The organism is Nakamurella flava (assembly GCF_005298075.1).
GTDB classification, from domain to species: domain Bacteria; phylum Actinomycetota; class Actinomycetes; order Mycobacteriales; family Nakamurellaceae; genus Nakamurella; species Nakamurella flava.
In genome coordinates, this window is sequence record NZ_SZZH01000001.1 from 1373376 (window position 1) to 1387275 (window position 13900).

A 13900-nucleotide genomic window follows, 5' to 3' on the forward strand; every position below is an offset into this window, starting at 1 on the left:
CCCAAAGCCCCAGTCCTACCGTCGAGTCATCGCGCAGGCTTGCCTGTCGGGACCCGGGCGAGCCGGGTACCGGACATGATCGGAGAGCCATCATGCGGGCAGCCGTGGTCACCTCGTTCGACGGTCCCATCACCATCCAGGAGCGGCCGATGCCGGTGCCGGGGACGGGTCAGGTGCTGGTGGGTGTCGAGGTATGCGGGTTGTGCCACACGGACATCCACGCCGCCCGCGGGCACTGGCCGGTCACCCCGCCGTTGCCGTTCGTTCCCGGCCACGAGGGCATCGGCCGGATCGAGCAGGTCGGTCCCGGAGTGGACCCGGGGCGCATCGGTCAGCGGGTGGCCCTGGCCTGGTTGGGGTCGGCCTGCGGGGTCTGCCGCTACTGCGTCTCGGGACGGGAGACCCTCTGCCCCCGGCAACGCAACACCGGGTACTCCATCGACGGCGCGTTCGCCGAATACGCCGTCGCTGACGCCCGTTTCGCCGTCCCGGTTCCGGACGCCGTCGCTTCGATCGACGCGGCCCCGCTCACCTGCGCGGGAGTGACCACCTATGCCGCCGTCCGGGCCGCCGCAGTGCGACCGTCCGAACGGGTCGGCGTCTTCGGGATCGGCGGCCTGGGACATCTGGCGGTGCAGTACGCGCGACTCGTCGGCGGTGAGGTCGTCGCGGTCGACATCCTCGATCACAAACTGCGTCTGGCCACCGAACTGGGCGCCGACCATGTGGTCAACGCCGCCGCGGTCGATCCGGTCACCGCCATCGCGGACCTCGGGGGCCTCGACGTCGCCGTGGTGCTCTCGGTCGCGCCCGCGGTGTTCCGTCAGGCGTTCGCCTCGCTCAACCGGGGCGGCCGCCTGGTCCTGGTGTCACTGCCCGCGCACGGCGAGCTGACCCTGCCCATCTTCGACACCGTCCTCAAGGGCATCCGGGTCATCGGATCCATCGTCGGTACCCGAGAGGATCTGGCCGAAGTGTTCCGTCTGCACGCACTCGGACGCACCACCGTCATCACTCAGACCCGAGTGCTGCAGGACGTCGAGCAGTCCTTCACCGACGTGCTGAACGGCGCTGTCCCCGCGCGCATCGTGTTCGACCTCGAAGCGGTTCCCGCCGACGATCCGCGGGACCGGGCTTCACTACTCGGATGATCGGAGCGCCGATCGTGTCGACGCCGCCGGTGACGGCACGCTCCCGGGTGTGCGGTGGCGTTCGGCGAACACGGCGGCTTGGGTGCGGCGCTCGAAGCCGAGCTTGGCCAGCAGGCGGGACACGTGGTTCTTGATGGTCTTCTCCGACAGCACCAGTTGCGCGGCGATCTGCCGATTGGTCAGCCCCTGACCGATCAGCCCCAGGATCCGGCGTTCCTGGCGGGTCAGCACGGCCAGGGCGGGATCCAGTTCGGGGCCTTCCCGTAGCCGTCGCATCACCGCCTCCACGGTGCCGGGGTCGAGCAGGCTGTGCCCGGCGGCGACGGCGCGAACCGCTTGCAGCAGGTCGCCCCCGCGGATCTGTTTGAGGACGTACCCGGCGGCGCCGGCCAGCACGGCGGCGGCCAACGCGTCGTCGTCGTCGTAGGAGGTCAGGATGATCGCGCGGATCGTCGGATCCTTGGAGCGCACCGCCCGGCAGACGTCGATGCCCGAACCGTCGGGCAGGCGGGCATCGAGGATCGCCACCTGCGGGCGCAACGCCAGTATCTGCCCCTGGGCCGAGGCACGTCCGGACTGCCCGATGACGGTGATGTCGCCGTCGCTCTCCAGCAGATCCCGCAAGCCCATGCGGACGATCTCGTGATCGTCCAGCAGATACACGGTGATCGACCCCGGCATCAGGCCATGGTGCGACCACGGCGGTGGTCCGGCAAGCCGACCACCGCAGATGGGGTCGCAAGTCCCTATGCGCGCAATCTTGGGCGCCGGACTCTGAAGGGGCACGCATCGGTCTGACCGCCGGGCGCCGCTCCGTCGGAACAGTCGACTCGGATTCCAGGTCACCTCGGCCCCAGGGAGCCAGTCATGCCCGGCCTCACCCGCTCACCCACCGGCACTCAGGCCGAGGCGACCGCCTGGAACATGTCGCCGCCGCGGGCGGCGCGACCGGTCACGCGTCTGTGGCAGCACCTGTCGACGACGACGTACCCCGAGCGGGTCTACGACCCGGCCGAGTGGGCCGACCATCCGGAGCCGGTCCGCCGCTGGCTCGATCACGCCATCGCGGCGGGCACGCCACTGTGGTCGGTGGGGCAACTGCGGATGACCGGGACGATCCGGTTGGGCCGGTGGCGCCCGTTCACCGCGACCCAGGTTCTGGCGCCGGAACGGGGCTACATCTGGTCGGCTCGGGCGAGGGTGGCCGGGCTTCCGGTCAGCGGCTACGACCGATTCGGCGACGGTGTCGGTGAGATGCGATGGCGAGGGTGCGGCATCATCCCGGTCCTGAACTCCGCCGGCCCGGATGTCGCGTTGTCGGCGGCTGGGCGACTGGCCGCCGAGATCGTTTTCGTGCCCACCGCTTTCATGATCGGCCACTGGACTGCCGACGATCGCGACCGTGACGTCCTGGTCGGTCACCTGCCCGGCCCGGCGACCCGGCGCGCCGTCCGTATCCGGCTAGACCCCGGCGGGCGGGTCACCCAGGTGAGGGTACGGCGATGGGGCGCCCCGGCCGGTCACCCGCTCGACTGGTACCCGTTCGTCGTCAGCGCCTCGGCGGAGACGACTGTCGGCGGCGTCACCATTCCCAGCGTCCTGCGAGCTGCGTGGTGCCCCGACGGATCACCGGCCGGCGACGGCGAGTTCTACCGCGCGACCGTCACCCACGCGATCTTCCACTGAACCACCGCTGCCGGCGGTTCCCGCGCCGGAGACAGGAGAGCACGATGTCCGTCGTCCGCATCAACACCATCGTCGTCGGTATCGACGGGTCGGCCGAGAGTGTGTCCGCAGCACTCTGGGCGGCCGGCGAGGCCCGTCGCCGGGACGCTGCCGTCCGCCTGGTCCACGGCTTCACCATGCCGGTGGGCGCTGTGCCGGGCAGCGAAATCAGCGCCGGCGATCTGCGCAACGCACTGCACAAGGAGGGGCAGGCCCAGCTCGCCCTGGCCGCCCACAAGGTCGGCGCCCAGTACCCCGACGTGCCGCTGACCACGGCTTGCTTCGGCGACCACCCGGTGCTGGCTCTACAGCACACCTGCGAGCACGCCCTCTTCGCGGTGGTCGGGGCCCACGGTCAACGTTCGTTCCCGGACACCCTGCTGGGTTCCATCGCCCGTCAGGCCGCCGGTCACCTTCCCTGCCCCGTGGTGGTCGTGCGTCGGGATCCTCGGACCGACGCCGTACGGATGCGCGGACCCGTCCTGGTCGGGCTGGACGGGTCCGCCCATTCGGATCGGGCGCTGGCCTTCGCCATGGAGGAGGCCTCCTGGCGGGGTGAGCCGCTGATCGCGGCGCACAGCTGGCTCGACTTCTCGGAGTGGTATGCGCTGTCCGTCGGGGTACCCATCTCGGAGCAACCGCTGGAGGGCCGGGAGGCCCGCCTGTTGTCCGAGCAGCTCGCCGGCTGGTCCGAGAAGTACCCCGACGTGACAGTGCACGAGACGCTCCGCGCCGGCGACCCCACCCCCACCCTGCTCGACATCGCCGAGCATTCGGTCGACGGGCTGCGGCCGCCGTCGCTGCTGGTCGTGGGCTGCCGGGGGCGCGGGGGCTTCCGGGGACTCGTCCTGGGCTCCAACAGCCAGCACCTGATCGCCCACGCCCCCTGCCCCGTGGCGGTCACCCCGGCCCACTGACCCGCCGGGCGGTGTGCCTGCGACACCCGGGATCCTCGCGGCCGGGCCGGCTCCCGCGACGCCATCAGTGCCGGGCCGTCCCCACCTCGAAGGTCGGTCGGAGCAGATCGAGTTCGCGCCACCAGGCGATGCCCGGAGCCGGCACGCGACAGGCCCGCGGGGCGGGTATGAAGAACGGCGTCCACCCGCTGGGAGGTGACGCGGGCCCGGCCGACGGATCGGCGGCGGCGCGATCGGCCAGAATCAGCTCCAGCTGCTGCTGCGGGGTCACACACCCCGTTCCGCTCAGATGGTGACGGATGGCCGTGGCCAGACGGCTCGCTGCCGTCGAGGGATCTTCGACGGTCCGTCGCACCGGCCGGCGACCCACGTCAGTCGTCCCCGGCCAGCTCGTCGAACAGCTGCTCGCTGGTGACGATCTCGGCGTCGGGCCCGGGGAACACGATGCCGTTCCGATCGTCGTCGGTCCATCGGACCGCGTACGGCGGAGCTCCCGACGGGCCGACCCGGAGGATCTGCGCTCGCCGCTCGGGCTGCCCCTGGACCCGCCCGTGAACGATCAGCCAATCCCCTGCCCGAGCGTGCATCATGTCGACCCGTCCTTCCGGCCCTGCCCATTTACGACCTTGGGTTCCTGGTGCAGGCCCACCCGGGCCCCGCGCAGTGATGTCATCACCGGCGCCCGCTGTCGGACAGGGCCGTTCGATCCCATTTGTCTGATCGGGTCGAGAACGTCTCCGTGGTAGGGCTTTCGGCCCTGGGCCCAGCACTGCTGCGGCTCTACCGTGCGAAGGGTGAGATGGCCGCCCGGCGGTTCCGCGGCGCGGGCCGCCGCGCACCACACCCGACGGACATCCGCGTCGCGGCAGTGGCTGTTCGCCGACACCGTGGCCGGACTCACGGTCTGCGCCTACCTCGTGCCGCAGGTCATGGCCTACGCGCAGATCGCCGGACTTCCCGCGGTCACCGGTCTCTGGGCGGTCATGGGTCCGTTGGCGGTCTACGCGCTGCTGGGGTCGTCCCGGCAATTGTCCGTCGGCCCCGAGTCCACCACCGCGGTGATGACCGCGGTCGCCCTGCTGCCCCTGGCCGCCGGCGACCCGACCCGCTACGCCGGTCTCGCCGCCCTGCTGGCCCTGCTGGTGGGCGCCGTCTGCCTGCTGGCCTGGGCGTGCCACCTGGGCTTCGTCGCCGACCTGCTGTCCAAGCCGGTGCTGACCGGCTACATGACGGGGGTCGCGCTCATCATGATGGCCGGCCAGCTCCACACCGTCACCGGTGTGCCGGTGACGGGAGACGGTGTGGTCAGCCAGGTCGTCGAGGTCCTGACCCACCTGGGACGGATGCAGTGGCCCACCATCACAGTGGCCGGCGGGACCCTCCTCACCCTGGTGGCCCTGCGGCGGTGGGCGCCTCGGCTGCCCGGCCCGCTGCTGGTCGTGGTCATCGCGGCGGCCGCAGTGGCGCTCTTCGGACTCGGGGCCAGCGGCATCGAACTCATCGGGGCGGTCCCGGCCGGCCTACCGATGCCGTCCGTGCCCCCGGTGACCGGCCCCGACGTCGTCGCCCTGGCGGTCCCGGCACTCGGCGTGGCGTTCGTCGGCTACACCGACAATGTCCTCACGGCCAGGGCTTTCGCATTCAAGCAACGGCACCCGCCGGTGGACGCCAACCGGGAGTGGCTCGCGCTGGGGACGGCCAACCTGTCCTCGTCGCTCCTGCACGGCTTCCCGGTCAGCTCCAGTGGCAGCCGTACCGCGATCGCCGTCAGCGCCGGTGCCCGCAGCCAGTTCTCCTCGCTCGTGGCCCTCGGAGGCGTCGTCGTCACCCTCGTCTGCGCGGGACCGCTGCTGTCCACCTTCCCGCGGGCGGCGCTGGGCGCCCTGGTCGTCTTCGCAGCGACCCAGCTCATCGACGTCGCCGAACTCCGGCGGATCGCCCGGTTCCGGCGCAGCGAGCTGCTCATCGCCCTGCTGACCACCGTCGCCGTCGTCGGCCTGGGGGCCGGTGCGGGCGTGGTGGTGGCGGTGGGTCTGTCGGTCGCCGATCTGCTGCGACGGGTCGCCCGCCCGCACGCGGGCATCCTCGGCGTCGTCCCCGGAGTGGCCGGTATGCACGACGTCGACGACTACCCCGGAGGGCACCGCATCCCCGGACTGGTGGTCTACCGCTACGACGCGCCTCTGTGCTTCGCCAACGCGGACGATTTCCGTCACCGGGCGCTGGCCGCCGCCCGCCCCGCTGGGAGCGGTGACGAGCCCGTCGACCCGCAATGGTTCGTCCTCAATGCCGAGGCCAACGTCGACATCGACCTGACCGCGGCCGACGCACTGCGGGATGTCGTCGACGAGCTACAGCGTGACGGGGTCGTGGTCGCCCTCGCCCGGGCGAAACAGGAACTACTGCCGGGCCTCCGGGCCGCGGGCATCATCGGGAAGATCGGCGACGGGCACGTCTTTCCGACGCTGCCGACGGCCGTGGAGGCCTTCCGGCGATGGCGAGATGAGCAGCTCCGGCGGCCGGGATCAGGGACCTGATCACGTCACCCCGCCGCCGGCGGCCCGAGCCGCACCCGGACGAGCCGCGTGACCATCTCCGGGAGCGACTCGGTGGCGATGGACCCGGAGAGCTCGCGGAGGGCCTGTCGGGCCGAGCGGGTGATCTCGTCCGAGCGCTGCTCGCCGTACTCGTCGACGAGTTCATCGACGCAGATCGCGAGGTAGTGGTCCGCCTCACGCCTGCGGGTCCTTTGGGTGGTGGTCATGTCATCTCTCCTGGTGGTCGGACAGGGGTGGTCGGACAGGGGTGGTCGATGGGTCACGAGGTCGAGGCGTCCTCGATGGCCCTCGAGGTTTCAGACATCTCCCGCGCTCATCGGTCGATCTCCGCCACAGACGACCTCCAGGGCCAGGTCCAGCGTCCGCTCCGGTTCCCCGGTGGTGGGCAGCCCGATGCTGTCCGGCCAGGGGTCGGCGGCCTTGGCCATCACCCGGGCGATGTCGACGGTGGCCTGCGACGGGCCGGCAGGCCGGTCCCGTAGTCGCTGTTCACGCACCTCGGGCGGGGCGACACACCGCAACCCGACCAGGCGGGAGAAGGTGCGGTACGCAGCTCTCTCGGCCAGCAGCCGATGACCGGTGTCGACGAAACTGGCGTCCACGACGACGGTCTCGCCCATCTCCAGCAGCACCTCCGCCCGCCGGAAGATCTCCTGGTACACCTGGTCACGGTGCTGCCGGTCGTAGCGGCCGCAGCCGAACGGTGCAGGAGCGGGGCCGGCGGCGGGCTCGACCTCCTGCTCCCGCAGGACATCGCTGGACAGCAGGACGGCGTGCAGCCGGTCGGCCAGTCCACCGGCCACGGTGCTCTTCCCGCTGCCGGGCAGACCGCCGACCAGGATGAGACGCACCTGCCCGGCCCGCAGGTGCCGCACCGCGCAGTCCAGCAGGGTGCGGGCCGTCCGGCCGGCATCCACGTCGTGGTCGCGAGCCCGTAGGCACGCCACCTTGAGCCGGACGAACGCCCGGTAGGCGACGTAGTGGTGCCACAGCGATGCCGGCGCAGGATCGGCGGCGTACGCCGTGTACCGCTCGAACAGGTACCGGGCGGCGTACTGACTTCCCAGCGCTTCCAGGTCCATGGCCAGGCAGGCCACGTCGTCCAACCCGTCGACGTACCGCAGCGTGTCGTCGAAATCCAGGCAGTCCAGGATCCGGGGGCCGTCGGCGAGGCAGAAGATGTCGTCGCACAACAGGTCCGCGTGGCCGTCGACCACCCGTCCCGCCGTGATGCGGGAGCGGAACAGTCGTTCCCGGCCGGTGAGGAAATCGTGGACATGGTCGCGGACCACGCGCAGGTGGGCGACGTCCAGCAGGTCCCCGCCGTCGCGGGCGATGTCGGCGAAGGTCGACTCCCACCGGGCGGAGATCGCTGCCGGCATCGCCTGGGCGTCGATGGTCGCACCACGCCGGGCGGTGCTGTGGAAGGACGCCACCATCCGGGCGATCTCGTCGATGACGTCGCGGACGCCGGAGCCCCGGCGGACCACCGCGGTCAGCCGGGCGTCCTCGGGCAGGCGGCGCATCACCACCGCCGGCTCGGGCGGCCCGCCCGCGGGATCGGAGACCTCGGCCACGCCGAGGTACACGTCGGGAGCCAGCCTGCGGTTGAGCGTGATCTCACGCTGGCAATGACGGCGCCGGTCGGCCACCGCGCGGAAATCCAGGTACCCCAGGTCGACCGGCTTCTTGAACTTGACCGCCCGGTCCCCCCACAGAACGACGACACCGCTGTGGGTCTCGCGGACCGCCACCCATGGTTGACCCGTCGGTGGGCCACCGGCGCCCCACCCCCCGGTCCCGCCCGCCGAGGACCACGCTGTCATCGCAGTCCCCCGGTCGGCGGAGCGACCCCCACGACCAGCCGGCCGCCGCAGGCCCGCCCTGATGGGGACCAACGGCTCTGGCCGGACGCCCGCGTCGCGCAGACGCTGACATCCCCTGTCCCAGCGTGGATGTCCGAGAATCCGGAGGAGCGGTCATGACACACACCGAACGGTGGTCCGTCGAGGTCTTCCTGTTCCAGCACGAGACCGGGACGACGGCGCGCGCCCGACTGCGGGCCACCGGCTCCGCGGAGGTCATCGGGGAAGGGACAGCCTCCCGGCCGACCGCGGCCGGGAGGCTGGCCGAGGTCGTCGATGAGATCGCCGCGGGGCGGGCACTGGTGGACCTCGGGCACCGGTTGACCGCGGTCGCCGGCGACGACGCCCGAGGAGTCCAGTCGCGCTGACCCCATCGACGGGCAGCCGGACGACCCGTCCCGTCGCCGGCTGCCGACCCGGGACTCAGCCATCGGACGCCGTTGCCTGGCCGGCGCCGACGACCATGACCGGGCACGTGCTGTAGCTGGCCACCATGTGACTGGTCGACCCCAACAGCAGTCCGGCCAGGCCACCCCGTCCACGGGTGCCGACGACCAGGAGTCCAGCGGTGCCGCCCTGCCGCAGCAGCGCCGTGGCCGGCCGCGCACGGTCCACCACCGCCCGCAGCGGTACGTCAGGGAACCGTTCCTGCCAGGGGGCCAGCTGGTGGAGCACCCGGGTGCGCTCCTGCTCCTCCAGCTCACGCGGGTCGCTCATCAGCTGGTGGAGCCGGTTCGCGTCCCGGTCCGCGTCGTTCCAGGCGTGGACGGCGATGACCTGCTCGCCACGCACCGTGGCCTCTTCCATGGCCACCCCCACGGCGGCCTGGCTCGCTGCCGAACCGTCGAAACCGACCACCACCGGGCCGGATCGACGTGCGGAGTCCGGTCCCACCACCACCACCGGAGCCGGGCAGCGGGACACCACCGACAGGCTGACCGACCCCAGCAGCACCCGGGAACCCCGGGACGCCGGCGAATGACCGACCACGGTCAGCCGCGCACCGTCCGACGCCGACCGCAGCACCTGCGCGGCACGCCCGTTCACCAGCGAGGCGACCACCGGCAGACCGGGACGAGCGACGCGGATCTGCTGCTCGGCGACGGCCAGCCGATCCGCGGCCGACTGCCGTGCCCGATCGAGCAGATCCCCGGCGTACAGGCGGTACTCCGGCTGCCACGCCATCGCCGGCAGGTCGAAGCAGTGGACCAGGTGCAGCGTTGCGTCCCGACGCTCGGCCTCCTCGGCGGCCCATCCCATGGCTGCGTCGCTGGAGGAGTCGTCGTCGATGCCGACGACCACGGCGCCGGGGGGACACGGACCGAGGTCCGGGAAACGTGCGCCCACGGTGGCGATCGCGGACACGCCCACCCCGTCCGCGGGCGTGTCCCGGTCCGGGGCGACCGCGACCGACCGGACCGGAGGGGCCGGCGGGGCCGACTCACCGGCGGCGACCGCGACCGACGGGACCGGAGGGGCCGACTCACCGGCCGGGGCCGGCGTGTGCTGTGTCGTGCTCAGGTACCGCTGCACCGCCCGCTCGTAGCGGGACATGCCCCCCGGTCTGGCCGCCGTGGCCCGCCGGGCCTCGGCAGTGATTCGAGCATCCTCGACAGCACTCATCGCATCCTCCGTGGCTACGGCGCCTGTGGTGCCCGGCGATCGGGGCGACATCGACGGTGCCCGGCGCGACGGTTCCGAAGGAGTGCCGAAAGACTCAGTTCGCACACGGGACCGAGGCGGCGGCGCCGGCGCGATGGGGGCTTGTGGCCCTGTCGTCGTTCCCACCGCGGGCGCACCCTGGTACCTGGTCCCACCCGAGTGGAACCCGCCGGAGAGGATCGACATGTCAGATGTGTCCACGCTTCCCGGACCCGGAACGACGGCCTCGGCACCGTCGATGCGCGGACTGTGGCGCAGCCGCCGGGATCGCGTCATCGGCGGAGTCTGCGGCGGGCTGGGCCACTACTTCGAGGTCGACCCCGTGGTGCTGCGGGTGGCCGCCGTCCTCCTCACCCTGTCCGGCGGTGCCGGAGTGATCATCTACCTGGTCGCCTGGATCGCCGTGCCGGTGGAACCGTCTTCGGCGACCCGGCCGGCGATGTCGACGCGACGTCGCCGACCCACCGCGGCGGTGGTCACCGGGGTCGGTCTGCTCGTCGGCGGCGGACTGCTGATGTCCCGGGCGGTCATGCCCTGGTGGGACTGGCCATGGGTGTGGCCCCTGCTGCTGGTGGCCGCCGGCACCCTGGTCACCGTCTCCGCCTGGCGGCGGTGATCCCCCATGGTCCTGTTCTTTCCGGACCACGGTCCGCATCCGCTCCCGGTGGCCGCGCCACGCCGTCCGTCCTCCGGGCGACTCCTCCGGACCGAGCGCTTCGCGATCGGTCTGCTGATCGGCTCGGTCGGCGTGGGGTGGCTGCTGGATCTGTCCGGCCGGTCCGTCCCCTGGCACTTCTTTCCCGCCATCGCGCTGACCGTGATCGGCGCCGCGCTGATGGCGACGACCGTCCTGCCCGGACGCCGTCGACTGTTGATCTGGTGCGGCGTCATCTCGCTGCTCGCCGCGGCCTCCGTGGGTGCCGGCGCGGACCGGTTCGCCGGCCCGATCGGAAACGTCACCCTCACCCCCGATTCCCCGGACTGGCCCGTCTCCCAGACCACCAGCGCAGGGAGTGTGACGCTCGACCTCACGCGTCACCGGCTGCCGACGACCGGAAGCGGAACCATCGGCGTGGGGATGGGGCACGTCGTCCTCATCCTGCCCCGCGATGGAACGTCCCGGCCGTCGGACGGGATGGATCGGATCGCTGTGGTGGTCGGCATCGGCACCGGAACGGTCCAGCTCGACGGGCACGCCATCGACGACGGTGTCGACGTCGTCTGGACGCAGGCTCCCCCAGCGCCGACGGTGACGATCGGTATCGACGTCGGAGTCGGCGACGTGGAGATCCGCCATGGCTGAGGGCGATCCGGTCCGGCCCTTCATCGTGGGCCTGGGCAACTTCTTCTTCGTCGTCGGTGTCCTGCTGCTGCTCCAGGAGGTGTTCGCCCTGCGCATCGACTGGTCCGTGGCCCTTCCCGGGATCGCCGTCGCCGTCGGCGTATCCGTCCTGTTCAGCGCCCTACGGCCGCCCCGCTCCCCGAGGGGGACGTGATGTCCGACCGGCCGACCGGCGGGCTCACGTCCGACCCGATGGACACCGGTGGCCCGGTCGGTATCGGGATACCCGACGGCGCCGTCGTTCTCGCACTCGAATCCTCCGAGTACGCCGCCCCGGCGATCATCTGGGCCGCCGGCGAATGCCGTCGCCGGGCGGCCCCCCTCCACCTGCTGGTCGGGACGTCCGACCGGCCCGACTGCTCGGCGTGCGATGTCGACCGAACCGTGTCCGCCGCCCGCTCCGCACACCCGGCTCTGGTGGTCACGACCGCCGTCGTCACCGGCGATGACCTGTGGAGGCAGGTACGAGCCTGTTCGGCATCGGCGGTCATCGTGGTCACCGCGGTTCCGGCGGCGACCGCGACCGGTCGGGCGCGGGCCAGCGCGCTCCTGGAGAGGGCGTCGTGCCCGGTCGTCATCACCCCCGTGGAGGTGCCCGACCCCGTGACGGGCCCGGCCATGACGAACGCGCCGGTCCTCGCCCTCGTCGACCCGGGGGGCAGAGCGGTCCTGACCCATGCGCTGGCGATGGCGTCCCGTCGCTGGAGCGACCTCGTGGTCGTGACGTCGGAGACGGCCGCCGCGGAGGATCGCATGGACGATCTGCTCCGGGGGTTCCCGGACGTCCACACCCACCTCGTGGTGCCCGCCACCGACCCCGTCGGCGACATCGTCCGCCGCGCCGACCGGGCCGCTGTGCTCGTCGTCAGCAGTGTCCGCGCCATCGACGAATCGGCCGGCCCCAGCCTGCTCGACCGGTGGCGACTGACCACCCCGTGCCCGCTGATGACCGTGCCGCACGTGTCGCTGCCGACCGCACCGGTCAGTGCAGGTCGATCAGCATGAGGGCGGCGTGCAGCGAGGTCCGCGACTCCACCGATTCCAGGGACACTCCGAGGATCCGCTCGATGCTGGCCAGACGGCTGTAGAGGGTGGGCCGGCTCAGGCCGGTGCGGCGGGCCGTGTCCGTCTTGCCCCCGCCGCTGGCGAGGAAGGCCCGCAGCACGTCGGTGAGCCGTTCGCCGGTGCGGGCGTCGTGGTCGAGCAGCCGCCCCAGCTCGCTCTCGGCGAACTGCTGCACCCGGTGGTCGTGGCGGAGCAGGGTCAGCAGGCCCCGCAACCGGACGTCGCTGGGCCGGAACAGCCGTTGCCGGGTCCCGTCCGCCACCGGGGCCGCGGCCAGTCCGACCTCGGCGACATGGTCGGCCTCGGCCAGCGCCCGCGCCGCGGCCACCAGCCCGGGTACCGGCCCCGACGTGCCGACCGCCCAGTTCCGGGTCTCGACCGACCGGGTCGACAGTCGCCGCTCCACAGCGGCGCAGGTCGCCTGCAGCAGGCGGTCGACCAACGCCGCGCGGGAACTGCCGACCAGCAGGGCGATGGTGCCGGGGCGACGGATGGAGCCGATCGCGGTACCGCCCGCGGTGGTGATCTCCTGCCGGACGGCCGACAGCACCCGCCGGTCGATCTCGCCGGCGGCCACCGCGTCGGACGGGTCGTCCGCCACCCCGGATCCCAGGCGCACCACGACGGGGACGTGCCGCGCTCCGAGGCCGGCGGGCACCTGCAGGCCGAGCGCGGCGGCGCGGGCCTGGGCCTCGGGCTCGTCGGTGATCCGCCCGGTGAGCAGGTCGTCGAGCAGCCCACCGAAGGCCTGCAGCAGCAGGGCGTCGCGGTCCCGTTCCAGCATGCGGTGCAGGTGCAGCGACTGGGCCGCCCGCTCCAGCACCATGCTGGTCCGGCTGGCGCCGGAGGGCCGACTCGCGTCCACCCCCGTCGACGCATGGGTCGACCGGCGGTCGGGGTCAGGCGGGCCCGGGCGGATCAGCCGACCCCACCGGGTCGATCCGGCCGTCGGATCGCCCCCCGGGGCGGCGTCCCCCACCCCGACCACCGTCCAGTCGGCGGGAGCTCGCCGGGACCGTTCCGTCCAGTCCTGCAGCAGCTCGGCCGTCGGCCGCGGGCCTGCCGCGAAGGCCAGGACCCGATGGGTCAGATCCTCGAGAACGACGGCGTCGCCGAGCATCTCGGCGGCCCGGCCGACGATGTCGGTCGGCGTGGCGCGGGCCAGATTGAGCGAGGTGAAGACCTGGTGGGTCGCGTGCGCGAACTGCAGTTCCTCGAACTGGTCGGCCACGATCAACCGGTGGGTCTGCTCGGTGACGGCGACGAAGGCGGTCGGTCGGGAGAGGGTCACCACCGGCAGGCCCAACACGTCGGCGCATTCCCCGGTCGCCGCCGGCAGCTGCTGCACCGAGCGGCCCAGTTCGACGACCAGCGCAGCGACGCGCAGTTCGGCGAGCATGCGGAGGTAGTCCCGTCCGACCGGGTCCGGGCCGGCGAACGGCAGACCGGTGGTGAGCACCATCTCCCCACCGCTGAGCAATTGGTGCAGGTCGCTGACGTCGCTGACGTGTACCCAGCGGACGGGCGCGTCCAGACCGGCGGCCCCGCCGACGACGGTGGGCTCACCACGACGGACGGAGGGCAGGTCCAGCACGGACCGCACGGTGGGCAGCAC

At 72.3% G+C, this 13900-nt stretch carries 16 protein-coding genes; 9 read left to right on the forward strand and 7 right to left on the reverse strand.

Going from position 1 to position 13900, the window contains the following annotated elements; all coding sequences use genetic code 11:
- The first annotated feature begins 92 nt into the window (after positions 1–92).
- On the forward strand, positions 93–1151 hold the full coding sequence (locus FDO65_RS06175; protein ID WP_137448510.1) for a zinc-dependent alcohol dehydrogenase: 1059 nt from the start codon (positions 93–95) through the stop codon (positions 1149–1151).
- On the opposite strand, the gene FDO65_RS06180 is transcribed toward FDO65_RS06175, so the two are convergent.
- Entirely contained in the window at positions 1140–1832 is a 693-nt protein-coding gene (locus FDO65_RS06180) for a response regulator (RefSeq protein WP_137448511.1), read from the reverse strand. The two genes, FDO65_RS06175 and FDO65_RS06180, sit on opposite strands and share 12 nt — an antisense overlap.
- 186 nt (positions 1833–2018) lie before the next feature.
- Between FDO65_RS06180 and FDO65_RS06185 the strand changes: the two genes are divergently transcribed.
- Positions 2019–2837: a DUF6544 family protein gene (locus tag FDO65_RS06185; protein WP_205849809.1), complete on the forward strand. Its 819-nt coding sequence runs from the start codon at positions 2019–2021 to the stop codon at positions 2835–2837.
- A 44-nt stretch (positions 2838–2881) separates the two neighbouring features.
- On the forward strand, positions 2882–3793 hold the full coding sequence (locus FDO65_RS06190) for a universal stress protein (protein WP_137448512.1): 912 nt from the start codon (positions 2882–2884) through the stop codon (positions 3791–3793).
- A 64-nt stretch (positions 3794–3857) separates the two neighbouring features.
- Here the strand turns inward: FDO65_RS06190 and FDO65_RS06195 are convergent, their stop codons facing one another.
- Both FDO65_RS06195 and FDO65_RS06200 read right to left on the reverse strand, forming a co-directional pair.
- Positions 3858–4064 carry a hypothetical protein gene (locus FDO65_RS06195; RefSeq protein ID WP_137448513.1) on the reverse strand — a complete coding sequence of 69 codons (207 nt, stop codon included), beginning with the start codon at positions 4062–4064 and terminating at the stop codon, positions 3858–3860.
- Positions 4065–4164: 100 nt separating this feature from the next.
- Entirely contained in the window at positions 4165–4383 is a 219-nt protein-coding gene (locus FDO65_RS06200; protein WP_137448514.1) for a DUF1918 domain-containing protein, read from the reverse strand.
- Between the two features lie 204 nt (positions 4384–4587).
- Here FDO65_RS06200 and FDO65_RS06205 point away from each other — a divergent pair, with 204 nt between their 5' ends.
- Positions 4588–6330 (forward strand): SulP family inorganic anion transporter, encoded by a 1743-nt coding sequence (locus FDO65_RS06205; RefSeq protein WP_137448515.1) that lies wholly within the window; start codon positions 4588–4590, stop codon positions 6328–6330.
- 5 nt (positions 6331–6335) lie between these two features.
- Here the strand turns inward: FDO65_RS06205 and FDO65_RS06210 are convergent, their stop codons facing one another.
- Both FDO65_RS06210 and FDO65_RS06215 read right to left on the reverse strand, forming a co-directional pair.
- The gene (locus tag FDO65_RS06210) at positions 6336–6557 is read right to left on the reverse strand and encodes a hypothetical protein (RefSeq protein ID WP_137448516.1); all 222 of its coding nucleotides are present in this window, start codon (positions 6555–6557) and stop codon (positions 6336–6338) included.
- A gap of 90 nt (positions 6558–6647) precedes the next feature.
- Complete coding sequence (locus FDO65_RS06215) at positions 6648–8105, reverse strand: bifunctional aminoglycoside phosphotransferase/ATP-binding protein (RefSeq protein ID WP_205849810.1); 1458 nt, start codon at positions 8103–8105, stop codon at positions 6648–6650.
- A gap of 227 nt (positions 8106–8332) precedes the next feature.
- On the opposite strand from FDO65_RS06215, the gene FDO65_RS06220 reads away from it, so the two are divergent.
- Positions 8333–8584 (forward strand): dsRBD fold-containing protein, encoded by a 252-nt coding sequence (locus FDO65_RS06220; protein ID WP_137448518.1) that lies wholly within the window; start codon positions 8333–8335, stop codon positions 8582–8584.
- 55 nt (positions 8585–8639) lie between these two features.
- Here the strand turns inward: FDO65_RS06220 and FDO65_RS06225 are convergent, their stop codons facing one another.
- Positions 8640–9839, reverse strand: a complete 1200-nt coding sequence (locus tag FDO65_RS06225; protein WP_166442053.1) for a universal stress protein — start codon at positions 9837–9839, stop codon at positions 8640–8642.
- A gap of 223 nt (positions 9840–10062) precedes the next feature.
- Here FDO65_RS06225 and FDO65_RS22045 point away from each other — a divergent pair, with 223 nt between their 5' ends.
- From FDO65_RS22045 to FDO65_RS06245, 4 genes are read left to right on the forward strand one after another with little or no spacing between them, the layout of a single operon-like run.
- Complete coding sequence (locus tag FDO65_RS22045; RefSeq protein ID WP_166442054.1) at positions 10063–10494, forward strand: PspC domain-containing protein; 432 nt, start codon at positions 10063–10065, stop codon at positions 10492–10494.
- Between the two features lie 6 nt (positions 10495–10500).
- Positions 10501–11181: a hypothetical protein gene (locus FDO65_RS06235; protein WP_137448521.1), complete on the forward strand. Its 681-nt coding sequence runs from the start codon at positions 10501–10503 to the stop codon at positions 11179–11181.
- Positions 11174–11374: a hypothetical protein gene (locus tag FDO65_RS06240; protein ID WP_137448522.1), complete on the forward strand. Its 201-nt coding sequence runs from the start codon at positions 11174–11176 to the stop codon at positions 11372–11374. The genes FDO65_RS06235 and FDO65_RS06240 overlap by 8 nt, the downstream gene beginning before the upstream one ends.
- Positions 11374–12225 (forward strand): hypothetical protein, encoded by an 852-nt coding sequence (locus FDO65_RS06245; RefSeq protein WP_137448523.1) that lies wholly within the window; start codon positions 11374–11376, stop codon positions 12223–12225. The genes FDO65_RS06240 and FDO65_RS06245 overlap by 1 nt, the downstream gene beginning before the upstream one ends.
- Here FDO65_RS06245 and FDO65_RS06250 read toward each other — a convergent pair.
- Positions 12203–13900 (reverse strand): PucR family transcriptional regulator, encoded by a 1698-nt coding sequence (locus FDO65_RS06250; RefSeq protein WP_137448524.1) that lies wholly within the window; start codon positions 13898–13900, stop codon positions 12203–12205. The two genes, FDO65_RS06245 and FDO65_RS06250, sit on opposite strands and share 23 nt — an antisense overlap.